Annotated in this window: 22 protein-coding genes; 16 read left to right on the top strand and 6 right to left on the bottom strand. The window is 71.9% G+C overall.

Translation table 11 applies throughout. The features are described from left to right. Nucleotides 1-15 precede the first annotated feature (15 nt). Nucleotides 16-2,892: an ATP-binding protein gene (locus tag ACIBG4_RS38775; protein WP_397207161.1), complete on the bottom strand. Its 2,877-nt coding sequence runs from the start codon at nt 2,890-2,892 to the stop codon at nt 16-18. 221 nt (nt 2,893-3,113) lie between these two features. On the opposite strand from ACIBG4_RS38775, the gene ACIBG4_RS38780 reads away from it, so the two are divergent. Further along, nucleotides 3,114-3,875: a class I SAM-dependent methyltransferase gene (locus tag ACIBG4_RS38780; protein ID WP_310711420.1), complete on the top strand. Its 762-nt coding sequence runs from the start codon at nt 3,114-3,116 to the stop codon at nt 3,873-3,875. 73 nt (nt 3,876-3,948) lie between these two features. On the opposite strand, the gene ACIBG4_RS38785 is transcribed toward ACIBG4_RS38780, so the two are convergent. Together ACIBG4_RS38785 and ACIBG4_RS38790 are read right to left on the bottom strand one after the other, a co-directional pair. Then, on the bottom strand, nt 3,949-4,380 hold the full coding sequence (locus tag ACIBG4_RS38785) for a nuclear transport factor 2 family protein (RefSeq protein WP_397207163.1): 432 nt from the start codon (nt 4,378-4,380) through the stop codon (nt 3,949-3,951). A 40-nt stretch (nt 4,381-4,420) separates the two neighbouring features. Continuing rightward, nucleotides 4,421-5,341 (bottom strand): zinc-binding dehydrogenase, encoded by a 921-nt coding sequence (locus tag ACIBG4_RS38790; protein WP_397207165.1) that lies wholly within the window; start codon nt 5,339-5,341, stop codon nt 4,421-4,423. 114 nt (nt 5,342-5,455) lie between these two features. Here ACIBG4_RS38790 and ACIBG4_RS38795 point away from each other — a divergent pair, with 114 nt between their 5' ends. Beyond that, on the top strand, nt 5,456-6,415 hold the full coding sequence (locus ACIBG4_RS38795) for a LysR family transcriptional regulator (RefSeq protein WP_397207167.1): 960 nt from the start codon (nt 5,456-5,458) through the stop codon (nt 6,413-6,415). Between the two features lie 48 nt (nt 6,416-6,463). Here the strand turns inward: ACIBG4_RS38795 and ACIBG4_RS38800 are convergent, their stop codons facing one another. After that, nucleotides 6,464-8,101: a bifunctional metallophosphatase/5'-nucleotidase gene (locus tag ACIBG4_RS38800; RefSeq protein WP_397207169.1), complete on the bottom strand. Its 1,638-nt coding sequence runs from the start codon at nt 8,099-8,101 to the stop codon at nt 6,464-6,466. A gap of 111 nt (nt 8,102-8,212) precedes the next feature. On the opposite strand from ACIBG4_RS38800, the gene ACIBG4_RS38805 reads away from it, so the two are divergent. The 8 genes from ACIBG4_RS38805 to ACIBG4_RS38840 all read left to right on the top strand — a co-directional run bounded on the left by ACIBG4_RS38805 (nt 8,213) and on the right by ACIBG4_RS38840 (nt 15,722). Further along, a complete protein-coding gene (locus tag ACIBG4_RS38805; RefSeq protein WP_397207172.1) occupies nt 8,213-9,076 on the top strand; it encodes a MurR/RpiR family transcriptional regulator in 864 nt (287 codons plus the stop codon). Nucleotides 9,077-9,085: 9 nt separating this feature from the next. After that, entirely contained in the window at nt 9,086-10,321 is a 1,236-nt protein-coding gene (locus ACIBG4_RS38810) for an ABC transporter substrate-binding protein (protein ID WP_397207174.1), read from the top strand. After that, complete coding sequence (locus ACIBG4_RS38815) at nt 10,312-11,196, top strand: carbohydrate ABC transporter permease (protein ID WP_397207176.1); 885 nt, start codon at nt 10,312-10,314, stop codon at nt 11,194-11,196. The genes ACIBG4_RS38810 and ACIBG4_RS38815 overlap by 10 nt, the downstream gene beginning before the upstream one ends. Next, nucleotides 11,193-11,996: a carbohydrate ABC transporter permease gene (locus ACIBG4_RS38820; protein WP_397207179.1), complete on the top strand. Its 804-nt coding sequence runs from the start codon at nt 11,193-11,195 to the stop codon at nt 11,994-11,996. The genes ACIBG4_RS38815 and ACIBG4_RS38820 overlap by 4 nt, the downstream gene beginning before the upstream one ends. Before the next feature lie 11 nt (nt 11,997-12,007). Further along, nucleotides 12,008-12,754: a sugar isomerase domain-containing protein gene (locus ACIBG4_RS38825; RefSeq protein WP_397207181.1), complete on the top strand. Its 747-nt coding sequence runs from the start codon at nt 12,008-12,010 to the stop codon at nt 12,752-12,754. Continuing rightward, complete coding sequence (locus ACIBG4_RS38830; RefSeq protein WP_397207183.1) at nt 12,751-13,776, top strand: hypothetical protein; 1,026 nt, start codon at nt 12,751-12,753, stop codon at nt 13,774-13,776. The genes ACIBG4_RS38825 and ACIBG4_RS38830 overlap by 4 nt, the downstream gene beginning before the upstream one ends. After that, nucleotides 13,773-14,741 (top strand): N-acetylglucosamine kinase, encoded by a 969-nt coding sequence (locus ACIBG4_RS38835; protein WP_397207185.1) that lies wholly within the window; start codon nt 13,773-13,775, stop codon nt 14,739-14,741. The genes ACIBG4_RS38830 and ACIBG4_RS38835 overlap by 4 nt, the downstream gene beginning before the upstream one ends. Before the next feature lie 96 nt (nt 14,742-14,837). Further along, on the top strand, nt 14,838-15,722 hold the full coding sequence (locus tag ACIBG4_RS38840; RefSeq protein ID WP_397207187.1) for an SMP-30/gluconolactonase/LRE family protein: 885 nt from the start codon (nt 14,838-14,840) through the stop codon (nt 15,720-15,722). Nucleotides 15,723-15,743: 21 nt separating this feature from the next. On the opposite strand, the gene ACIBG4_RS38845 is transcribed toward ACIBG4_RS38840, so the two are convergent. After that, entirely contained in the window at nt 15,744-16,718 is a 975-nt protein-coding gene (locus ACIBG4_RS38845) for a helix-turn-helix transcriptional regulator (RefSeq protein ID WP_397207189.1), read from the bottom strand. A gap of 136 nt (nt 16,719-16,854) precedes the next feature. On the opposite strand from ACIBG4_RS38845, the gene ACIBG4_RS38850 reads away from it, so the two are divergent. The 3 genes from ACIBG4_RS38850 to ACIBG4_RS38860 all read left to right on the top strand — a co-directional run bounded on the left by ACIBG4_RS38850 (nt 16,855) and on the right by ACIBG4_RS38860 (nt 19,114). After that, entirely contained in the window at nt 16,855-17,250 is a 396-nt protein-coding gene (locus ACIBG4_RS38850; RefSeq protein ID WP_397207322.1) for a RidA family protein, read from the top strand. 125 nt (nt 17,251-17,375) lie between these two features. Further along, the gene (locus ACIBG4_RS38855) at nt 17,376-18,350 is read left to right on the top strand and encodes a GlxA family transcriptional regulator (protein WP_397207191.1); all 975 of its coding nucleotides are present in this window, start codon (nt 17,376-17,378) and stop codon (nt 18,348-18,350) included. A 143-nt stretch (nt 18,351-18,493) separates the two neighbouring features. Beyond that, nucleotides 18,494-19,114 carry a cysteine hydrolase family protein gene (locus ACIBG4_RS38860; RefSeq protein ID WP_397207193.1) on the top strand — a complete coding sequence of 207 codons (621 nt, stop codon included), beginning with the start codon at nt 18,494-18,496 and terminating at the stop codon, nt 19,112-19,114. A gap of 91 nt (nt 19,115-19,205) precedes the next feature. Here ACIBG4_RS38860 and ACIBG4_RS38865 read toward each other — a convergent pair whose 3' ends face one another. Continuing rightward, nucleotides 19,206-19,673 (bottom strand): cupin domain-containing protein, encoded by a 468-nt coding sequence (locus tag ACIBG4_RS38865; protein ID WP_397207195.1) that lies wholly within the window; start codon nt 19,671-19,673, stop codon nt 19,206-19,208. Between the two features lie 61 nt (nt 19,674-19,734). Here ACIBG4_RS38865 and ACIBG4_RS38870 point away from each other — a divergent pair, with 61 nt between their 5' ends. From ACIBG4_RS38870 to ACIBG4_RS38880, 3 genes are all read left to right on the top strand, one after another. Next, a complete protein-coding gene (locus tag ACIBG4_RS38870) occupies nt 19,735-20,253 on the top strand; it encodes a DinB family protein (protein ID WP_310711399.1) in 519 nt (172 codons plus the stop codon). 335 nt (nt 20,254-20,588) lie between these two features. Then, a complete protein-coding gene (wrbA, locus tag ACIBG4_RS38875; protein WP_397207198.1) occupies nt 20,589-21,197 on the top strand; it encodes an NAD(P)H:quinone oxidoreductase in 609 nt (202 codons plus the stop codon). A 184-nt stretch (nt 21,198-21,381) separates the two neighbouring features. Further along, on the top strand, nt 21,382-21,810 hold the full coding sequence (locus ACIBG4_RS38880; RefSeq protein WP_397207200.1) for a YybH family protein: 429 nt from the start codon (nt 21,382-21,384) through the stop codon (nt 21,808-21,810). Nucleotides 21,811-22,004 lie beyond the last annotated feature (194 nt).

A 22,004-nucleotide genomic window follows, 5' to 3' on the forward strand; every position in this document is an offset into this window, starting at 1 on the left:
CCGGGCCTTCGCCCGTCACGACGGCAGGATCACGTCGTTGCGGGAGCGTACGCCGAGCTTCTGCAGCACCTTGGCCACGTGCGTGTCGACCGTGCGACGCGACAGGAACAGCACCTCGGCGATCTCCCTGTTGGTCCGGCCCTGCGCCACCAGCCCGGCCACCTCCCGCTCCCGCGGTGACAGCCCGCCGCCGGGCGCCTTGCGCGCCTTGCGCGGCGGCGCCCCGACGCCGATCTGCCGCAGCTTGTGCCGGCAGCGCGCCGCGTCGTGGGTGGCGCCCAGCGTCGCGTATCGCTCGGCGGCGTCGGCCACGATCCGCGCGGCCTCCTCCCGGTCGCCGAGCTCCAGCAGCGCGGCCGCCTCGGCCTCCGCAGCCCGCGCCGCGCCGTAGGGCCGCGGCATCGCCTCGTACGCCGCCCTTGCCCGGCCGTGGCACGCCACCGCCTCCTCCAGCCGGCCCGCGTCCCGTGCCAGCTCGCCGCGGACCACCTCCAGCGCCGCCATGGCCGACGGCGCGTCGCGGCCCTCGATGCCCTCCGCGAACTCGGCCGCCAGCTCGGCCGCCTCCTCCCGGCGCCCGGCCGTCAGCAGCGCGCCGACGGCGGGCGGCACGAGCTGGTCGCCCCACACCCACACGCCCTTGCGGCGCAGCCGGGCCACCGCGCCGCCCGCCTCGGCCAGCGCGGCCTCCAGCCGGCCGTGGATCAGGCCCAGCTCGATCAGGCCGCCGGACGCGGTGGCGGCGACCGGGAGGAACGCCGAGTCGCCCGCCCGCACCCCGGTGGCCTCCAGGCGCAGGCCGGCCTCCTCCCACTCGCCGCGGGCCAGCGCCAGCATGCCGAGGACGAGCTGCGCGTCCACGCCCAGCAGCGGCGCCTCCGGCATGATCTCGACGGCCGCGACCGCCCGCTCCCGCAGCCCCTCCCAGCGGCCGGTCAGCCAGTCGAGCCTGATCGACGACATCTCCACCAGGTACACCGGGTACATGGCGCCGCTCTCCTCGGCGATCCGCCGGCCCAGACGGGCGTACCGGCCGGCCGCCGCGTAGTGGCCGAGCGGGATCGCCGCGTCGCACAGGTTGGAGTAGGCGCGCGCCACCTGCCGGCGCACCCCGGCGGACGGGTGGTTGTCCGGCAGGGTGTCCGCCAGCGCGAACGCCTCCGGCGAGCCGACCAGCATGGTGAAGGCGACCTTGTTGGCGTGCACGGTCGCCGCCAGCTCCACGTCCTCGTCGGCGACGACCAGGCTCTCTGCCTGGTCCATCCACTTCTGGTGGGTGGCGATCGGCTCGCCGCCCCAGGCCGGTATGGCCAGCAGCGCCAGCCCCCTGGCGGCCATGCCCGGCCGGTTGGCCAGGTCGGGAAGCGCGGCCAGCACCTCCTGCCGGCCCTCGGCGATGGCGCCCGCCTGGTTCGACAGCAGCACGCCCAGGTTGAGCCGGGCCTCGCCGCGTACCTCCGGCGACAGGAAGTCGTCCGACATCAGGTGGCGCAGCAACCGGGCGACGCGCCGGTGCGACAGCCCGACCGCGGCCAGCCTGCTGAGTTGCAGGGCGAACGGGCCGCGCGCGTCGCGCGGCAGCTTGGGGTCGGCGAGCATCCCTTCGAGCAGCTCGACGGCGAGCGGGACGTCGCCGAGCGCCGCGGCCTGCTCGGCGGCGGCGCCGCCGTGCCGCCGCCAGGCGTCGAAGTCGCCCGCGCGCCGGGCGTGGTAGGCGAGCTGGACCAGCGGCGGCTGCTCCAGCGCGGCCAGCGCGGCCATGGCCCGCCCGTGCAGCAGCCGCCGGTCGGGGCCGGGGATGGAGTCGTAGACGGCCTGCTGGGCGAGGGCGTGCCGGAAGCCGTACTGGCCGTCGGGCTGCTCCAGCAGCACGCCCGCCTTGAGCGCCTCGCGCAGCTCCATGTCGTCCGAGACGCCGGAGACCCGCGAGACCGTGGCGATCAGCGGCTCGTCCGCCGGCAGCTTGAGCACGGCGGCCGCGTGCACGGCGCGCAGCGCGTCGGCCGACAGCCCGGCGAGCTGCTCCGCCATCGCCTCGCGCAGCAGCAGCGGCACCGCGATGCGGTCCAGGGCCGCCTGCTCGGCCTCACCGCCCTCCCCGGGATCGGAGAGCCGGCCGGCGTCGTCGATCAGCGAGCGGACGACCTCCTCCACCACGAACGGGACTCCGGCGGTGTGCTCGTGCAGCATGGCCGCGAACGAGGCCGACAGCTCCGCCCGGCCGAGCAGCGTGCCAGCCATGCGCCTGACGCCCTCCACGTCCAGGGGCGCCAGCGCCACCACCTCGCTGTTGACGCCCTGCGGATGCCGGTAGGCGTGGCCGAACGGCAGCTCCGGCACGGGCAGCCCCTCCCGCCGGAAGGTGACCACCAGGGCCAGGCCCGCGGGCGGCTGGTCGGTCAGGAACCGCAGCAGGTCGCGCGTGCCGTCGTCGGCCCAGTGCAGGTCCTCCACCACCAGCACGACGGGCCCCGCGGCGGACAGCAGCGCGTGGACGGCGCGGAACAGCCGGTGACGCTCGGCGCGCGGGTCGTCGACCGGCGGCGGGGGCGGCGACGGCGGCAGGTGCTCGGCCAGCTCCGGCAGGTAACCGCGCAGCGCCCCCGTCACCGGGTTGAGCGCCGACCTGCCGGGCAGGGCGGGCGCGGCGTGGCGCAGCGCGTCGAACACCGGCCCGTAGGGGAAGGGCTCCCGGAGCTGGTGGCAGTGGCCGACCAGCACGGTGCGCTCCCCGTCGGGAAGGAGCTCCACGGCGGCCCGTACCAGCCGGGTCTTGCCGATCCCCGCCTCGCCCTGCACCAGGGCCACCGCGGGCGGGCTGGTGATCGCGTCGAGGAGCGCTCTGAGCTGCGTGTCACGTCCGACCAGCGAAAGCGGGGCGGGACTCGTCATCGGAGGCTCCGAACCGTGCGGTGTTCTGCCCGTGCCGGAACTCCGTTATCCACTAACCGTCAAGTTCGGTCAACCCTCTCCTTACTCCCCGGCCACCCGACCGTGCGCCCGGGGAGGGTTTTGCCGTATCCGGACGCGCCCTGTGCGGGCCGGTCGTTGAGCGGAGGGGCGGCGGCGCCTAGATTCCATGGCCCAACCGTCACCCGTCTGGTGGTCCCGACGTGAAGCACAACCGGTCGAGCATCGCCCACCAAGCCCGCTACGCCCTGACGCATCCGGAGCGCATCGCCCCGCACCTGCGCCGGCTGGCCCGCGACACGTGGCTGCGGCTGCGCACCCGCGACCACGTCGCGTACTACCGGGCCGTGATGAGGTCCGACACCGCCCGCAGCCCCGAGGGGGCCGTGGGCTCGCACTCGCACAAGCGCTGGCTGGCGCTCGGGCGCATGCAGTTCGACTACCTGAAGCAGCACGGGCTCAAGCCGGACCTGCGGATGCTGGAGATCGGCTGCGGCAACCTGCGCGCCGGACGCCTGTTCATCGACTACCTGGACACGGGCCACTACTACGGCGTCGACATCTCCCCCGACATCCTCATCGCCGCCCAGGACACGCTCGCCGCCCACGGCCTGCGCGACAAGCTGCCGCACCTGACGCCGGTGCGCGACCTGCGCTTCGCGTTCCTGCCCGACGAGCACTTCGACGTCGTGCACGCCCACAGCGTCTTCTCCCACTCGCCGCCGCACGTCATCGAGGAGTGCTTCGCGCACGTCGGCCGGATCATGCGGCCGGACGGCTGGTTCGACTTCACCTTCGACCGCACGGAGGGCGAGGAGCACCACGTGCTGCGCGAGGACTTCTACTACCGCACCGAGACGCTCGTCGCCCTCGCCGGCCGGTACGGCCTGGACGCCGTCCTCATGGAGGACTGGGAACGCCTGCCGCACAAGCAGTCGAAGATCCGCGTCACCCGGCGGGCGTGACCGCGGGTCACGTACGCGGCTCCTGCGGGGCCGCGCCCCGGGAGACGACCTGGTCGAGCATCGCGCCGGCGGCTCAGACGGCGCCGGCCGGCTCGGAACCGCCGTGGCCGGGGAAGAGGGTCGCCGCGACATGCCGGGTGTCGGCGTACTCGACGACGGAGACGATCCTGCCGTCACGGACCGTGTAGATCCCGACGCAGCGGTTGTCGTAGGTGCCGCCGTACACGGTCCGCGCCTTCGAGGTCCACTCGGCGACCACGCGGTCGCCCTCGGCGATCGTCCCGACCAGCTCGATCTTCATGGTGCCGGGGACGAGGACGGGACCCATGCCGCCCAGGAAGTCGTTGATGATCGCGTCGCGGCCCCGCCACACCTTCGAGATCGGCAGGTCGCCCGGGTAGTGCCAGGTCGCGTCCTCGGCGAAGCTGTCGTGGATGACGTCGGCGTCGCCGTCGCGGACGGCCTCGACGTAGCGGATGACGACGTCCCTGGGCTCGGTGGTCATGGTGCGAACTCCTTGTCTGGTCATTCAGAGATGCGGGCGTTCAGGACAGGGTGAGCACGGCCTTGCCGCGGATGCGGCGGTCGCGCAGGTCGGTGATGGTGGTCGCCGTCGCGGACCAGTCCGCGACGCGGCCGATCTCGGGGTGCAGGCGGCCTTCGGCGGTCAGCCGGACGAGCGTCGCGAGGTCCTCGCCGAGACCGGTGTCGGCGTCGAGGTAGTGGAAGTGGCGGATGACCGCCGACTCGGGCCCCTGGAAGAAGTCGAAGAAGTCGAGCGTCGCCGGGGTCCGGCTGGCCTGCCCGAACCAGATGAGCGTGCCCCGCTTGGCGAGCCGCGCGAGCGCCAGGGGAAGGGCCTCGCCACCCGTCGACTCCAGCACGATGTCGTACGGTCCGCGCGCGTCGGCCGGGTGGTGGACGATCTCGCTCGCACCGAGTTCGGTGAGCCGGGCACCGCGCTCGGCGTCCCGGGTCACGGCCGTGACCTCCGCCCCGGCGGCGGCGGCGAGCTCGGTCACATAGTGCCCCACGCCTCCCGACGCCCCGGTCAGCAGCAGCCGCCGGCCCAGTACCGGCCCGGCCGCGCGCAACAGCCGCAGCGCGGTGAGCCCCGCGAGCGGCAGCGCCGCGCCCTGGACCGCGGAGACGCTGTCCGGCAGGACCGCGAGGGCGCCGGTCGGCACGGCCACGTACTCGGCCCAGCCGCCCGCCATGGGGTGACCGACGACGCGCGCGATACCGGCCGGTCCGCTGCCGTCGGCGGCCGGCTGCACCACCAGCCCAGCGATGTCCTTGCCGGGCCGTTCGCCGGGCACGGGCGCTTCCAGCTTGAACGTCTCGCCGCGGTTCACCGAGTACGCCTCCACCCTCACCAGCGCCTCGTCGGCGCGCGGGGTGGGCTCGGGGACGTCGGCGAGCACGACCGGTTCGGCGGGATCTCCGGTCGGTACGAGAGCCTTCATGGTCATTGCCTCCTGGGTGGTGTCTCGAGAACACTTCACCGGGTGAGGCGGCGGCCAGGCCAACAACGGAGCCCCCAGGCCGACAACGCCGGGTTGTCGCATATGGTCAGCGGCATGGATCTCGACCTCGCCCTGGTCCGCGCGTTCGTCGCGACGGCCGAGACGCTGCACTTCGGGCGCGCCGCCGACCAGCTGAGCACCAGCCAGCAGGCGCTGTCGAAACGCATCGCGCGCCTGGAGACGCTGCTCGGTGTCCGCCTGTTCGAACGGGAGGGCGGCACGCGGTTGACCGAGGCCGGTGAGCGGTTCGAGCCGGCCGCGCGTGAGGCCCTCGCGGCGGGTGGCCGCGCGGTCGCGGCGGCGCTGGGCGCCGGGCAGGTCGTACGTCTCGACGTGTGGGGCCATCTCTACGCGCCGATGCGTACCGTCGCGCAGGCGGTGGAGGCGCTCGACGCGACACGCCTGGAGACCGGCCCGGCACGGGACTGGCCGTCGGCCGCCGAAGCGCTGCTGCGTGGTGACGCCGACGTGGGTTTCGGCCGGGTGCACCCGCTGCCCGGCGGCCGGGACGCGGGCATCGCCCAGCGGCTCGTCCGCCTGGAGCCCGTCGACGCGGTCGTCAGCGCTTCCCACCCGTGGGCCGGCGCGGATGAACTGCGCCCCGCCGACCTGCGCGAGAGCACCCTGTGGTGCCCGGCGGAGCTGACCCGCCTCGACTTCCTGCGGCGCTTCGCGGACGAGTTCGGGATCACGCGTCGCCAGGACGGCCCCAACCTGGGCCCGGACCACCTCGTCCAGCACATTCGCACTGATCCGACGTGTTTCACGCTTTTTCCCAGCGACGCGCCCCTGCCCGGCTACGCGGATCTGCGCTCGATCCCGCTCACCGCGCCGACCCCGTTGTACGCGTGGTCGCTGGCGTGGCAGGAGTCGCGCCGCCACCCAGACCTCGACACCCTGCTGCGCGGCTTCGCCGAAGCGGGCCGTACCCGGCGCTGGCTGGACTACGCACCAGAGCGCGACTGGCTCCCGGACACCGACCACGCGGAACTCGCGCGCCTGATGGGTGACTGACCGGCAAGCCGGGCACGAGCGACGACGACCTCGAAGCGCCGCGAAGGGCTAGTTCACGCGGGTGACGCGGCCCAGGGCCGGGGCCGGCAGCGGGCTCTTGGCCCGGAGGTAGGACTCGAAGGCGTCGATGTCGCGTACCTTCTCCACCCGGTCGGTGCCCTCGGTCAGCACGGAGAAGCCGTCGCCGCCGTTGGCGATGAAGGAGTTGGCGGTCAGGCGGTACTGCGCGGCCGGGTCGACGACGGTCCCGTTGAGCTTGACGGTGGCCGGGTCGATCCTGTCGCAGGCCGGCTTGGCGTTGTCGTAGGTGTATGTCAGGCCCTTGGAGATGCCGAGCACGCGTGCCGTGCCCTGCCCGCACCACTGCTGTTCCAGCAGCCGCTCCAGTTGCGTGCCGGTCAGGGTCATGGTGACCAGGGCGTTCCTGAACTGCTGCACGCGCATGGCCTCGCCGTGGGTGACCAGGTTGGGCAGGTCGTTGCCGGTGGCCGAGACGTACAGGTCGCCGCCGATGCCTCCGCCGTAGGGAGGCTGGATCGCGATCTGCGCCCCGCCGTTCTCCGGCGCCGAGGTGGCGAAGAGCCGGGCGTCGGCCAGGGCGTGGCCCATCGTCGACTCCCCCGCGGCGTTCCTGGCCGCCGTGAGGTCACCGGTGATCATGCCGACCGGCTTGTCCAGCCGGCGATGAGCCTCCTCCTCGCTCCTGCGGCGCAGCACGGAGATCGGCCCGTCGGGCTTGATGTCGTGGGTGACCGTGATGTTCTCGGCCTTCGCCGCGACCGGGTTGCCGGTGGCGCGGTCGACGGTGAGGTTGAGCCGGGTGAGCTCGCGGCTGAACCCCGACGTCTGGGTGACGGGGATGCCGTTGATCACGCAGTTGTAGGCGTTGTGGGTGTGGGCGGAGAAGACGGCGTCCACCTCGGGGTCGAACTTGGCGACGATGTCCTTGACCGGCCCGGCCAGGTTGTTGCACTGGTTGGGCAGGCCGCCGCCGGTCTGGCCGCCGCCCTGGTGGAGCAGGACGACGATGGTCCGCACGCCCTTGGCCTTGAGCTCGGCGACGTAGGCGTTGACGGTCTCGGCCTCGTCACGGCCCTGCAGGGGCGTCGTGGGCGAGGGCGCCTCGAACAGCGAGTTCTTGTGGGTCAGCCCGATGATGCCGACCTTGACGCCGCGCACCTCCTTGACGAGGTAGGGGTCGAAGGCGGGCTTGCCCGTGGTGGTGTCGACGATGTTGGCGCCCAGGAACGGGAAGGAGGCGCCCTTGAAGCCCGGCACGCTGCAGCCTTCGATCGGGTGACAGCCGCCGTTCTCCAGCCTGCGCAGCTCGGTCAGTCCGCGGTCGAACTCGTGGTTGCCGACACTCGAGGCGTCCAGGCGCATCAGCGACAGCGCCTCGATGGCCGGCTCGTCGTTCATGACCGCCGAGGCCGGGCTGTTGATGATGTTGTCCCCCGCGGACAGGCGCAGGGTGCCGCGGGGGTTGTCCTTCTGCAGCCGGTCCATGTGGGCCGCGAGGTACTCGGCTCCGCCCGCCTCGACGGGGCCTTCCGGGGTCATGGCGAGGCTCGACGGCAGGGACGAGTGGAAGTCGTTGAACGTCAGTAACTGGATGTCCACCGTGTCGGCACGGGCGGGCAGCAGGCTGGTGCTTCCGAGCACCAGTGCCAGGAGAAGGTTGCGCATGGCCTCGAAAGTGACATGTTCCCAATGAATCACGCAAGGGGGAAAATTTCTAACATCGTATGTCTAATGTGAACTATTGACATACCTGCCGGGAAGCGGGAAGGTCCTCCCATGTCACCGATCCTGGCCAGAATCCGGGGGGTCGAGCCCACCCTCACCGCGGCCCACCGGCGCATCGCCGAGACGATCCTCGCCGAGCCCGCCGTCGTGGCCGCCTCGACCATCGGTGAGCTGGCGGAGCGGTGCGGCACCTCGCTCACCACCATCACCCGCTTCTGCCGCGAGCTGGGCCTGGCCGGCTACCCCGAGCTCAGGCTCGCGCTGGCGGCCGAGCTCGGCCGCAACGACGCCACCCCGCGCGAGCAGGGCCTGATCGCCTTCTCGCCGGACGACCCCGCGAGCCTGGTGCTGCGCAGCCTGCTGGCCAGCGACATGCGCGCGATGGAGGAGACGGCGGCCCAGCTCGACCTCGAGGCGGTGGACCGGGCGGTCTCCGCCGTGGTGCGCGCCAGGTTCATCGACTTCTTCGCGGTCGCCGGCAGCGCCGGCGTGGCCATGGACCTGCACCTGCGGCTGCACGCCATCGGCCGGCCGTGCGTGCTGTGGACCGACGTGCACAGCGCCGTCTGCAGCGCCAACGCGCGCAGCCGGCAGGACGTGGCGCTAGGCATCTCCCACTCGGGCACCACGGCCGAGGTGGTCGAGCCGCTGACCATCGCCAGGGAACGCGGCGCCACCACGATCGCCGTCACCAACTTCCCGCGCAGCCCGCTGGCCGAGGCCGCCGACATCGTCCTCACCACCGCCGCGCAGGACACCCCCTTCCGCGCGGGCGGCGTGGCCGCCCGCCACACCCAGATGCTGGTCCTGGACTGCCTCTACATCGGCGTCGTCCAGCGCACCCATGCCACCAGCAACGAGCTGCTGACCACAGCCACCGACGCGGTCGCCAAGCACCGCCTGCCCCCCCGCTAGGAGCCCCTCATGCGCCTCGCCGCCGCCGCTGTCGCCTTGGCGATGGCGGTCACCGCCTGTGCCCCTTCGACCACCACCCGTGCCGACGACGGCAAGACCACCCTCTCGGTCTGGGGGTGGGGCCCCGAGGCGAACTTCGACAAGATGTTCGCCGAGTACGAGAAGCTCCATCCCGGCGTCGACGTCGACGCCCGTTCCTTCACCACCTCCACCGAGTACGACACGATCCTGTCCACGGGCCTGGCCGGCGACAGCGGGCCCGACCTCGCCTGGCTGCGCGCCGGACCCCAGCTGCAGCCGCTCGTCGAGGCGGGCCGGCTGCTCCCCCTCGACGCCAAGGACGTGCCCGGCCTGGCGAGCTTCGACGAAGGTGTCCTGCGCGCCGCCAAGGGCGACAAGGACGGCAAGGTGTACGGCGTGCCGTTCGCCGTGCAGACCCTCCAGGTGATCTACAACAAGAAGATCTTCGCGGACAACGGCCTCACCCCGCCGAAGACGTACGACGAGATGATCTCCACGGCCGGCAAGCTCAAGGCCAAGGGCGTCATCCCGTTCGCCTTCGGCGGCAAGGACGACTGGATGCTGCCGATCGTGGCGAGCATCTTCGGCACCGCGCACTGGGGCGGCGACGAGTTCATCGCCGCCGTCAAGGCCAAGCAGAAGAAGTTCACCGACCCCCGCTTCGTCGAGGGCATCGACCAGCTCAACAAGCTCAAGCCGTACTTCCCCGACAACGCCGCCGGCGTCTCCTACACCGACGCGCAGATCCTGTTCTCCTCCGGCAAGGCCGCCATGTTCCCCGGCGGCCTGTGGGAGCTGAACTTCTTCAGCGAGAACGCCAAGGACCTCGAGCTGGGCGTCTTCACGCCGCCCGCGCCGGAGGGCCAGGGCCTCATGCCCGGCTTCACCGACGGCTCCTACGGCATCAACGTCAAGACCAAGCACAAGGCCGAGGCGCTGAAGTTCGCCGCCTGGCTGGCCTCCAAGGACTACGGCCGGCTCTACACCGACACCCAGCGCACGTTCTCCGCCGTGCCCGGCGTCACGCCCAAGGACCCCCTGCTCGGCGAGGTGGCCGCCACCTTCGGCCGGCACGGCGCGACCTACTTCATGAACGAGTTCGCCTACGGCAACCCCTCCTCCGCCGCCGTGTTCTCCAAGGCGCTGCAGGAGATGCTGCTGGGCCGCATCACCGCCAAGGAGGCGGCGGAGCAGCTCGACAAGAGCGTGTCCACATGGCTCTAGGCGCGCGGCGGGGATCCTCGTACCTGTTCCTGATCCCCGCCTTCCTCCTCTACTCGATCTTCGTGGTCTACCCGCTGTTCACCGGCCTGACCTACAGCTTCTTCTCCTGGAAGGGCACGCTGCGCGGCGGCTTCGCCGGGGTGGACAACTACGCCGGCCTGCTGTCGGGCGCCTTCCTCGACCAGCTGCTGCCGGCGCTGGGACACAACGCCCTGCTCTTCGCGGGCACCATGCTCGTGCAGAACACGCTGGGCCTGGCCTTCGCGCTCGCCCTGTCCCGCGCACGGCGCGGCAAGCGGGCGCTGCAGACCATGTTCGCCCTGCCGTACCTGGTCAATCCGCTGGTCATCGGCTACCTGTGGACCCTGCTGCTCAGCCCCGCCTTCGGCCCGGTCAACGCGCTGCTCAAGCCGCTCGGCCTGGCGATGCCGTGGCTGGGCGACCCCGGCACCGCGCTGCCGACCGTCATCGCGATCACCACCTGGCAGTGGGTGGGCTTTCCGATGCTGCTGTTCAGCGCCGCCCTCGCCGGCGTCCCCCAGGAGTACGGCGAGGCCGCCAGGACCGACGGCGCCGGCTCCTGGCAGGTGTTCTGGCGCATCACGCTGCCGCTGCTCAAGCCGGCCATGGCCACCGTCACGATCCTCAGCTTCATCGGCAGCATGGGCACCTTCGCCCTGGTCTACGCGCTCGGCGGCTCCAACGGCGCACCGGCGGGCGCCACCGACGTGCTCGGCCTGCTGTTCTACCGGACCGCCTTCGCCTCGGGCGACGTCAACGCGCTGGGCACCTCCTCGGCGCTGGCGGTCTTCATGTTCACTTTCATCTTCGGCTCGACGCTGCTGCTCGAGCGGGTCCTGAGGAGGAGAGCGTGAGAGCGCTGGGCATCAGGATCCTGCTCTGGGGCTACGCGGCCTTCTCCATGGCGCCGCTGGTCGTCATGGTGCTCAGCTCCTTCCGGCCCACCAGCGAGATCTTCGATCAGCCGCTCGGCTGGCCCACCGGGTTCGGCAACTACGCCAAGGCGTGGACGGAGGCGTCCTTCTCCACGTACGTGGTCAACTCGACGGTCGTCGTGGTCTGCGCGGTGCTGCTGGGCGCCGTGGTCTCGCTGCTGGCCGCGTACCCGCTGGGCCGCAGGGAGTTCCGGGGCCGGAGCGTGTTCGCCGCCTACTTCGTCTCCGGCATGACGTTGCCCGCCCACCTGGGCGTGCTGCCGCTGTTCTACCTGCTGGAGAGCATGGGGCTGGTGGACTCGCTGGCCGGGCTGGTGCTGGTCTACGCGGCCGGGTCGGTGCCGTTCAACGTCTTCGTGCTGACCGCCTTCTTCCGTCAGCTGCCGTACGAGCTGGACGAGGCCGCCGCCCTGGACGGCGCCGGGCCATGGGCGACCTTCTGGCACGTCATGCTGCCGCTGGTCCGGCCCGCGCTCGCGACGGTGGTGGTCTTCCAGTTCGTACCTATCTGGAATGACTTCTTCTACCCCCTGGTCCTGATGCGGGACGAGAGCAAGCTGACCCTGCCGGTCGGCCTCACCCACTTCTTCGGCCAGTTCCAGAACGACTGGGGGACGATCTTCGCCGGCCTGGTGATGACGACCATCCCCCTGGTCGTGCTCTTCGTCCTGGCCACGCGCCAGATCGTCGCCGGGCTGACCGCCGGCATGAACCGTTGAGGAAACAGTTGATGGATCTTGTGATGGCCTTCGCCGACGAGGCCCGCTCCCGCCTGGACCGGCTGGTGGCCGGCCAGTCGACCACCATCAGGCAGGCCGGGGCGCTGATCGCCGCGACCGTGCGCGCCGGCGGCGTCCTGCACGCCTACGGAACCGGCCACTCCGAGGCGGTGGCGCTGGAGGTGGCGGGCCGGGCGGGCGGTCTCATCCCGACCAACCGGCTCACCCTGCGCGACCCGGTGGTGCTGGGCTCGGCCGACCCCGGCGCGTTCGACCCGCTGGCCGAGCGCGACCCGCGCACCGCGCACCAGGTGCTGGCCCTGCACACGATCGAGGAGTCCGACGCCTTCGTCATCGCCTCCAACTCGGGCGGCAACGGGTCGACCGTGGAGATGGCCCGGCTGGTCAAGGAGCGCGGCCTGCCGCTGATCGCGATCACCTCCCTGGCCCACTCCAGCGCCATCACCTCACGCCATCCGTCGGGGCATCGGCTGTTCGAGCTGGCCGATCTCGTGATCGACAACCTCGCCCCGTACGGCGACGCCGTCCTGCCCACCGAGCACGGCCCCATCTGCGGTATCTCCTCGATCACCTCCGCGCTGATCGTGCAGCTGATGGTCGCCGAGGCCATCGGCCTGCTCCTGGCCGACGGGACGATCCCGCCGGTCTACCGGTCGGCCAACATCCCCGGAGCCGACGCGCACAACGACGCCCTCGTGGCCCGCTACGCCGGGCGGATCAGGACCGGGGCGCTGTGAACCTGACGATCGCAGCCTTCTGGCCGCCGCCTCCCCACGAGACGACGGCCGCCCGCTACCGGGAGATCGCCGACGCCGGCATCGACCTGGTCATCACCGGCAACTACCTCAACGACCGCGTCATCCTGCGCCACGCGCTGGCCCGCGCCGAGGAGGCGGGGCTCGGCGTGCTGGTCGCCTCGGACCCGCGCGTGGACGTGCTCATGCGCGACCTGGACACGGACCCCGCGCCGCTGATCGGCCGGGTGGTCGAGGACTACCGCCCGTTCCGCTCCTTCCGCGGACTCAGCCTCATGGACGAGCCGCACGCCGAGCAGTTCCCCCGGGTGGCTGCCGGGGTGGCCGCCGTGCGCGCCGCCGGCGCCCTCGCCTACGCCAATCTCCTGCCGAGCCACGCCACCGGCCCCTACGACGCGTACGTGGGCGAGTTCACCAGGCTCGTCCGGCCCGACGTGCTCTCCTTCGACCGCTACCCGTTCCTGGCCGACGGCTTCGACGAGGACTACCTCGCCGACCTGGCCACGGTGCGCGAGCACGCGCGCCGAGCCGGCCTGCCCGCCTGGATGTACGTGCAGACGCTGGCCTACGACGGGCACCGCGAGCCGTCGGCCGCCGAGCTGGCCTGGCAGGTCAACACCGCGCTGGCCCACGGCTACACCGGGATCCAGTACTTCACCTACTGGACGCCCGACCCGGCGCGCGGCGAGGGCTTCCAGCCCGCGCTGATCGACGGGGACGGCGCGCCGACCGAGCGCTACGGCATCGTGCGCGACCTCAACACCCGCTGGCTGCGCCCGGTGGCCGCGGAGCTGCCCGAGTGGACGTCGGTCGAGCACAGAGGCGACGCCCTGGTGGGCCGCTACGGCGAGCGCCTGCGGTTCGTCTGCAACGCCCGCTTCGACCAGCCGGCCGAGGTCACGCTCGACGGGATCACCGAGGCCTTCGACCCGGCGACCGGTACCTACGCGCCCTGCGGCACGGTCTTCACCCTCGCGCCCGGCGCGGCGCGGCTGGTCCGGTGATCCTTTTCGCCGGCGTCGACGCCGGCGGCACCACCACCCGCGCCGCCCTGCACGCGGCGGACGGCACCAGGCTCGGATACGGCACCGCGGGCCCGGGCAACCCGGCCGCACACGGCGCCTCGGCGGCCGGCGCGGCGATCGAGCAGGCCCTGCGCCGCGCGCTCGACGGCCTGGACCCGTCGCTGGTGGCCGCCTCGGTGGCGGGGGTGGCGGGCGCGGACGACGGCTTCGCCGAGGTGCTGCGGCACATCTGGGCCGGATGCGGCATCGCGTCATCGCCCAGACTGGTGGGTGACGTGGACGTCGCCTACGCGGCCGGCACCCCGGCGCCCTCCGGCACGCTGCTGCTCGCCGGGACGGGGGCGGCGGCCGCCCGCTTCTCCGGCCGCGCGGTGACGGCCGTCGCCGACGGGCTCGGGTGGCTGCTCGGCGACGAGGGCGGAGGGTTCTGGATCGGCCGGGCCGGGGTGCGCGCGGCCGTCCACGCGCTCGATCGCGGCCTGCCGTCCGGGCCGCTGGCGGAGCTGGTCAGCACGCACTTCGGCGTGACCGGTGAGCCGCGGCGGCGCGCCGACCGCATCGTACGGCTGGCGCAGGCCGACCGGATGCTGGTGGCGGCCGCGTCCCCGCTCGTGTCCGAGGCGGCGGAGGCCGGGGACCGGGGCGCGGCGCGGATCGTCGGCGAGGCCGCGCGGCGGCTGGCGGCGACGGCGGGCCGCGTGCCCGGCGAGGGGCCGATCGTGCTGGCGGGCGGCGTGCTGACCGCCGACGGCCCGGTACGCACGGCGGTCATGGCGCTGCTGGGCGAGCGCGAGGTGGTCACCGCGCGGGACGGGGCGGGCGGGGCGAGCTGGCTGGCCGCGCTCGACCGGCTGGGCGACCTCGGTACGCACGCGCGCTTCACCGGTCCTGGTCACCACGCGCGGAGTGCCCGGGGCCGGGCTGTGAGTCGCGCTTGCCGTTGATCCCCCACCTGGGTATGGATGATGATCCGACTGGGCCGTGTTCTTCTCGATGGCCGTCGCAGTGCCGGCAGTGAACCCCGCCCCCGAAGGAGAGACATGACATCGTCGAGCATCGTCGAGGACATCACCACCGTGGCGTCCTTCGACTTCGGCGCCGGTGAGACTCCGGAGAACATCGTCGTCCTGACGGACGGCACCATCTGCACCACGCTGCTGACGGGCGGGACGGTCTGGCGTTCGACGACCGGTGTGGAGCATGTCGCCGGGCTGGGCGCGGGCGCGATGGCGGTGGGCATCGCCTCGGACGCCGACGATCGCCTCTACGTCGCCGTGCGCAGCGAGGACGCGAACGTGGCGGGGATCTGGCGGCGCGACGCCACCGGCCACTGGGCCCGGTTCGCCGCCGCCGGCATCCGCACCGGGCTCAACGGGATCACCTTCGACGAGGCGGGCACCCTGTTCGCGGCGGATTCCGTCAACGGGGAGATCCTCTTCCTGCCGCCCGGCGACGACACCCTGCGGCCCTGGCTGGACGACGACCGGATGAAACCGACGTCGCCGCACGACCCCGTCTCATCGACGGGAGTGAATGGCCTGAAGCTCTGGGACGACGGCCTCTACGTGACGAACACGGCGCAGGCCACCGTGCTCCGCGTCGACATCCAGGACGGCCGGCCGGGCAAGGTCACCGAGGTGCATGCGAACATCCCGGCGGACGATCTCGCCTTCGACGCCGCCGGCAATCTCTATCTCGCCGTGCACCCGGAGAACACCGTGTGGCGCATCGCCCCCGACGGAACCACGAATGTCCTGGCGACCGCCGACGACGGACTCGACGGCCCCACGGCCATCGCCGTCGTCGAAGACGGGCTTCTCGTGACGAACCTCGGCATGCTGGGGACTCGGCACACGCCCAGCCTGCTCCGGCTCACCATGGAAGTCGACGCGCCCGCGCTGCCCAGGCCGGCGCTGCCCCGCTGATCGCCGGCGCGCTCACCACTCTCAGGATGACACTCCGTAGCGGGTGGCGATCGCGGCGGCGCGGTTGCGCAGGGAGGTGCGCAACCACTGCGGGGTGAGGGCTTCCGCGCTGGTGCTGAGCTGCCACAGCGCCCATTCGGCGTGTCTCGGGTCCTGGAAGGTCACCTCCAGCCGCAGCCAGCCGTCCGAGTCGGGTTCCTCGGCGAGGACGGCCAGCGCGGTGCCCACCAGGTCCTCCCGCCGCGCCGGGTGCAGCCGTACCAGCACGGTGACCTGGTCGCCGCCGGTCCGGAACCGCTTGCTGCGTTCCTGCCAGGCCCGGTCCAGATCGACCCGGTCCGGTCGCTGTGCGGGTTCGGGCAGTTCCTTGGCGGCCAGGACCCGGGACAGCCGGTAGGTGCGGTCCGCGCCGGACCTCGTGGCGAGCAGGTAGCCCCGGTCACGGATGGTGACCAGGCCGATCGGGTCCACCGTGCGCCACTTCGGGGGCTGATCCACAGCCGCGTAGTGGATCTGCAGTTTGTGTCCGGCGAACACCGCGCGCAGGATCTCGGCCGCTACGGCGTCAGGGACCTCCTCATCGACCAGCCGGCGAGAGAGCAGGTCGGTCTCCGGGTCGATGAGCAAACGCTCGGCCGCTCCGGCCGCGGTGGCCCGATAGCTGTCGGGCAGCGCGTCGACCACCTTGAGCATCGCCGAAGCGAGCGCCGAGCCGAGGCCGAAGGCCTGCGCGCCGCGCCGCGATCCGGCGACCAGCAGGGCGAGGGCCTCGTCGGGGTTCAGCCCGGTGAGCTCGGTCCGGAAACCGGGCAACAGCGCGAAACCGCCGTGCCGGCCGCGTTCGGCGTAGACCGGGACGCCGGCCGCGGACAGCGCCTCGATGTCGCGCAGCACCGTGCGGGTGGACACCTCCAGCTCGCGGGCCAGCGCGGCCGCGGACAGCCGACCGTGCCGCCGCAGCAGCAGTACCAGCGAGACCAACCGGTCGGCGCGCACACGAAAACCCTACCGAAATACACGACACAGGATGTCGTGATTTGTTGGGAGGCTCAGCGACGCGACGTCGACGATGGCGGCCACCGAGCCGATCGACGTACGTACTCCCGATGAAGCGAATGGAGCCGATATGGCGATGGAACGAACGGCGGTCAACCCGTGGGCGTGGTCGACGGAGCTGGGGTACAACCAGGGTGAGCTCGTCTCCGGGCACACCCGGACCCTGTATGTCTCCGGGCAGACCGCGATGAGCGGCGACGGCAAGCCCCAGCATGACGAGGACATGGCGGCGCAGTTGGCGCTGAGCCTCGACAACCTGGAGGCCGTGCTCGGCGAGGCGGGCATGTCCCTCGCGCATCTCGTTCGGCTCAACGTCTACACCACCGACGTCGATCGGCTCTTCGAGCACTACGGCGTGCTGGCGTCGCGGTTGGGCGCCGCCGGGGTGGCACCGTCCACCACGATGCTCGGGGTGACCCGCCTGGCGATCCCCACCCTGATGGTCGAGCTTGAGGGAACCGCCGTCGCGTGATGCGACCTCGCCGCCTCCGGCAGGGCTGCCGGAGGCGGCACTCGCGCCGGCGGCCACCGGCGGTGTCCGGATCTGCCAGAAGACCGTCATGGCGGACATAAGGCGACACAGGGGACAATAAGCGCATGTCCACTCCGCACCGTGTCGTTGTCGCCGTGTTCCCCGACGTCGATCTTCTCGATGTCACCGGGCCTGCGGAGGTGTTCGCGGTCGCGAACCGCGAGATGTCCGGACAGACGCCCTACCAGGTGCTCCTGGCGGGACCCGACGGCGGCCAGGTTCGCACCAGTGCCGGCGTCCGGCTCGCGACCGACCTGCCGTTCGACCAGGTCGGCGAGCGAGTGGACACCCTCGTGGTGCCCGGTGCGGTCGACGCCCGCGGCATGCCGGTGATCGATCCGGCCCTGGTCGACTGGATCGCCGAGACATCCCGGCATGCCCGACGGGTGGCCTCGGTGTGCGTCGGCGCGCACCTGCTGGCCGCCGCGGGGCTGCTGTCGGGCCGGACGGCGACCACGCACTGGGCCACCGCCGGCCTGCTGGCCGCCGAGCACCGCGACGTCACCGTGGACCCTGACCCGATCTACATCCGCTCGGGGAACGTGTGGACGGGCGCGGGCATCACCGCGTGCATGGACCTCGCGCTCGCCCTGGTCGCCGAGGACCACGGCGAACGGCTCGCCCTGGCGGTCGCCCGGCAACTGGTGATGTACCTCAAGCGGCCGGGCGGGCAGAGCCAGTTCAGCGTCCCGCTGTGGCAGGCCCCGACCGAGCGCCGTGACATCGACGAGCTGCGGGCGTGGATCGCCACGAACCTCCTCGCCGACCTGTCGGCGGCGGCGCTCGCCGAACGGATGTGCCTCAGCGAGCGCCACTTCGCCCGCGTCTTCCGCAAGGAGAGCGGCGTCACCCCGGCCGCCTACGTGGAGGCGGCACGGGTGGAGGCCGCGCGGCGGTTGCTGGAGGGCACCGACGAGCCGCTCGACCAGGTGGCCGCCGCGTGTGGCCTGGGCTCGGTGGAGACGCTCCACCGGGCGTTCCGCCGGAGGCTCGGCACCACCCCGGCGGCCTACCGGCGACGGTTCCGGACCGCCGCCTGACCTGATGTGTCTCCCCGTGTTCCGGCCTGCCCCGCGCGGCCGGTGACTCACCCTGCCCGGCTTTGCCCGCGCCCGGCCGAAAACCCCGGGTCGGGCTTCTGGAAGCCCCGGCCGGGCGCCCCCGAAGATCCCAGGAGGATGAAATGACCACTGTTTCGACGACACCTGTCTCGACGACACTGCGCGACGTGATCGGCCTGGACGGCGCGTTGCCTGCGCTGTCCACCGGCACCCTGATCATGATCGACTTCCAGAACACCTACCGCACCGGAGTGATGGCGCTCCCGGACGCCGCCCGTGCTCTGGACGCCGCCGCCCACCTGCTGAGCCGGGCCCGCGCTGCGGGGATCCCTGTGGTGCACGTCGTCAACGACGGTGGCGAAGGCAGCCCGTACGACATCCGTGCTGAGATCGGGCAGATCGCCGCGGAGGTCGCGCCGCGGGACGGCGAGCCGGTCGTGGTGAAGCGCTTCCCGAACTCCTTCCACGAGACTGACCTGCTGGAGACGTTGCGCCGGCTGGACGCGGGCCCGGACCTGGTGCTGGCCGGCTTCATGACCCACATGTGCGTCCAGTTCACCGCCCAGGGCGCGTTCAACCTCGGCTACCGGCCCACCGTCGTGGCCGAGGCGTGCGCGACCCGGCCCCTGGCGGGCCCGGACGGCACACCGATCCCGGCTGACATGCTGCACGCCGCCGCCCTGACCGCGATCGGTGACTTGTTCGGACCGATCGCCGCCCGCGTGGCCGACCTGCCCGCCTGACCTCCGCCCGGGCCTGAGCCGTACCACGCGCATCCGCCGCGCCCGCGCGGGACCCTCAATGTCCTGCGCGGGCTTGGCCGGTCGGCACCGGCTAGAGGGAGGTCGTACGGTGGCGGGCGCGGAACTCCGCCAGGAGCTCGTCGGTCACCTCCGCGCCGGCCGCCACGGCCGCATGCACCTCGCGGAAGTAGCCCTCGTACCCGGCCGGCGTGTAGAGGCACAAGGCGCGGACCGGCTCCGTCCCGGCGTTGCGGAAGCCGTGCGGGGTTCCGCGCACCGCGGCGAGCAGGTGCCCGGGGCCGACCGTCACCTCCCCGTCGCCGTGGTGCAGGGTCAGGTCACCCTGCAGGACGTAGAAATACTCGTCGTGTCCGTGATGTACGTGCGGACGGGCCCCCACCATGCCCCCGGCCAGGGTGAACTCCTCGAACGCGAAGCGGCCGCCCGTGTGCTCACCGGTCAGCCGGAAGAAGTGGGCCACTCCCGCCACGTCGATCAGCTCGCCGTCCTCGGGACGGCGCAGTAGGGGGCGCGGCCCCGGTATCTGCTTGTCGATCATCTCGGCATTATCAATGCTGCGTCCTCACCACCCATCCCGCTGCCCGTGGGATCATCTCCGGATGACCTGGACCGCTCCCGAAGTGACCCGCCCCGAAGGGTCGCTCGTCGCACCCGAGGCCGAGCTGCTGCGCGGCCTGCTCGACTGGCATCGCTCGACCCTGCTGCACAAGTGCGCCGGACTCACCGGCGAGCAGCTCGCCGTCGCGCCCGTCCCCGGCTCCAACCTGTCGCTGCTCGGCCTCGTACGGCACCTGGCGAAGGTGGAGCGCATCTGGTTCCGACAGCGCTTCCGCGGCGAGGACGTACCGAAGCTGTACTCCACGCCCGAGCGGCCCGACGCCGACTTCGAGGACCTCGACCCCGCCCGCGCCGAGGCCGACTACGCGCGGTTGCTGGAGGAGCAGGAGCTGGCCCGGCAGGCGTCGGCCGGGGCCTCGCTGGACACCACGTTCGAGGTGCCGAACTGGGGTGCGGTCTCGCTCCGTCTCGTGTTCAACCACATGATCGGCGAGTACGCCCGGCACAACGGCCACGCCGACCTGATCCGGCAGGGCGTGGACGGCGTCACCGGCGCCTGACGGCCTTCGGGGAGGATCGCACCGGATCTCGGCGCTGTGCAGCCGCCCGAGGAAGCCGGACCCGGTCAGGCTGGGTCCCCTGGCCGGGGCGCGCGCTACGTGGGGCACTGGGCGCAGGCCCCGGAGTCGCTCACCGGCCCCTTGCAGCGCGTGTACGACCCGAGCGGGCACCGGGGCCGCGCTGTTCGCGTTCTTCGCCGGGATCGCCGAGTCCGAACGCGCGTACATCCCGGAGAAGTCGCTGGAGGGCGAGGCCCCTCCGGGCAGAGCGCCTGACATTCCGGAGGGCTGTGTCGTCGTACTGCCGAGACGGACCCTATGGAAGGCAATCGATCATGGAACCCGTGAACGTCGCGATCATCTACTACAGTGCCACAGGCACCGTGCATGCCTTGGCGCAAGCCGCCGCCGAGGGCGCGGAAAAGGCCGGCGCGCACGTGCGACTGCGCAAGGTCGCCGAACTGGCTCCACCGGAGGCGATCAGCGCCAACCCGGCCTGGGTCCAGCACCGCCAGGACACCGCCGACGTCGCCGAGGCCGGCCACGACGACCTGGACTGGGCCGACGCGGTGCTGTTCGGGACCCCCACCCGCTTCGGCAACCCGGCCGGCGCGCTCAGGGCGTTCATCGACACCACCGGCCCCCTGTGGTTCCAGGGCAAGCTCGCCGACAAGGTGTACTCGGCCTTCACCGCCTCCAACACCGCCCACGGCGGCCAGGAATCCACCATCCTGGCGCTGGGGAACACGTTCTACCACTGGGGCGGCATCATCGTGCCCCCCGGCTACACCGATCCCGTCCAGTTCCGGTCGGGAAACCCCTACGGCACCTCCCACGTGGCCGGCGACGGCCCGCCCGGCGACGTGTCCTTGGAGGCGGCTCGCCACCAGGCCCGTCGCGTGGTTGAAACCACCGCCGCACTCAAGGCCGGCCGCGCCGCCTGAACGGCCGCTCCGGCTTCCGCGCCGTCAGCAGGGCGAGCAGCCCCGCTGACCGGCCGCCACAGCCGCGACTTCCGAAGGCGGCCCCACCTCACATTCGAGGCGGCTGCGTCGTCGGTGCACCGAACTCACAGGGATCGTGGTCAGGCGACCTGGTTGCGATCGAATTCTTGATCGGAGGGATGCGATGACTTCGAACGATGCCGAAGTTGCAGCGTTCTTGAGCAGTCGAGTCGATGCCTGCCAGCAGAAGGACATTGATCGACTCATGTCACATTACTCATCCGACATCGTCTATTACGATGCCGTTCCCCCTCTTCAGTTCGCGGGGCCCGAAGAAGTCCGTCGCAACTTCTTGCGATGGTTCGATGGATACGACGGCCCCATCGGCTTGGAGACGCACGATGTCAAGATCGCGACGAGCGCCGACGTCGCGTTCGCTCACATGCTGCACCTGGACTCCGGAACGCGCAAGGACGGACTCCAGAGCGCGGTATGGGTGCGATCGACCGTTTGTTGCCGACGGTCGAACGGCAAGTGGTCGATCACGCACGAACACATCTCCATGCCGATCAACCCCGAGAACCTGCAAGCCTGGTTTCCGCCGGAGCTGTAAGCGGCCGGATCGGACCATATTCCGGTCTGGGGTTGGAGGAGGAAGTCCGGCGCCTCGTCCAACCCCAGATGCGGAAATCCGTCAGCGATTTCCAGGGACACGGCAGGGCCTGGGACTTTGCGCCGGCGTGTCGAGGGCTTCGACACGCCGTGTCTTTCTATGAAAGCCGGTGGCCAGGCCGGAGCCCACCGTGG

This window comes from Nonomuraea sp. NPDC050383, assembly GCF_044459125.1.
Classification (GTDB): domain Bacteria; phylum Actinomycetota; class Actinomycetes; order Streptosporangiales; family Streptosporangiaceae; genus Nonomuraea.

Bases quoted from the DNA above. Each gene is read 5' to 3' on its own strand.
- ACIBG4_RS38775 (WP_397207161.1), bottom strand. From the start codon at position 2,892: ATGACGAGTCCCGCCCCGCTTTCGCTGGTCGGACGTGACACGCAGCTC.
- ACIBG4_RS38785 (WP_397207163.1), bottom strand. From the start codon at position 4,380: ATGACCACCGAGCCCAGGGACGTCGTCATCCGCTACGTCGAGGCCGTC.
- ACIBG4_RS38790 (WP_397207165.1), bottom strand. From the start codon at position 5,341: ATGAAGGCTCTCGTACCGACCGGAGATCCCGCCGAACCGGTCGTGCTC.
- ACIBG4_RS38795 (WP_397207167.1), top strand. From the start codon at position 5,456: ATGGATCTCGACCTCGCCCTGGTCCGCGCGTTCGTCGCGACGGCCGAG.
- ACIBG4_RS38800 (WP_397207169.1), bottom strand. From the start codon at position 8,101: ATGCGCAACCTTCTCCTGGCACTGGTGCTCGGAAGCACCAGCCTGCTG.
- ACIBG4_RS38805 (WP_397207172.1), top strand. From the start codon at position 8,213: ATGTCACCGATCCTGGCCAGAATCCGGGGGGTCGAGCCCACCCTCACC.
- ACIBG4_RS38810 (WP_397207174.1), top strand. From the start codon at position 9,086: ATGCGCCTCGCCGCCGCCGCTGTCGCCTTGGCGATGGCGGTCACCGCC.
- ACIBG4_RS38815 (WP_397207176.1), top strand. From the start codon at position 10,312: ATGGCTCTAGGCGCGCGGCGGGGATCCTCGTACCTGTTCCTGATCCCC.
- ACIBG4_RS38825 (WP_397207181.1), top strand. From the start codon at position 12,008: ATGGATCTTGTGATGGCCTTCGCCGACGAGGCCCGCTCCCGCCTGGAC.
- ACIBG4_RS38840 (WP_397207187.1), top strand. From the start codon at position 14,838: ATGACATCGTCGAGCATCGTCGAGGACATCACCACCGTGGCGTCCTTC.
- ACIBG4_RS38850 (WP_397207322.1), top strand. From the start codon at position 16,855: ATGGAACGAACGGCGGTCAACCCGTGGGCGTGGTCGACGGAGCTGGGG.
- ACIBG4_RS38855 (WP_397207191.1), top strand. From the start codon at position 17,376: ATGTCCACTCCGCACCGTGTCGTTGTCGCCGTGTTCCCCGACGTCGAT.
- ACIBG4_RS38860 (WP_397207193.1), top strand. From the start codon at position 18,494: ATGACCACTGTTTCGACGACACCTGTCTCGACGACACTGCGCGACGTG.
- ACIBG4_RS38865 (WP_397207195.1), bottom strand. From the start codon at position 19,673: ATGATCGACAAGCAGATACCGGGGCCGCGCCCCCTACTGCGCCGTCCC.
- ACIBG4_RS38870 (WP_310711399.1), top strand. From the start codon at position 19,735: ATGACCTGGACCGCTCCCGAAGTGACCCGCCCCGAAGGGTCGCTCGTC.
- wrbA (WP_397207198.1), top strand. From the start codon at position 20,589: ATGGAACCCGTGAACGTCGCGATCATCTACTACAGTGCCACAGGCACC.
- ACIBG4_RS38880 (WP_397207200.1), top strand. From the start codon at position 21,382: ATGACTTCGAACGATGCCGAAGTTGCAGCGTTCTTGAGCAGTCGAGTC.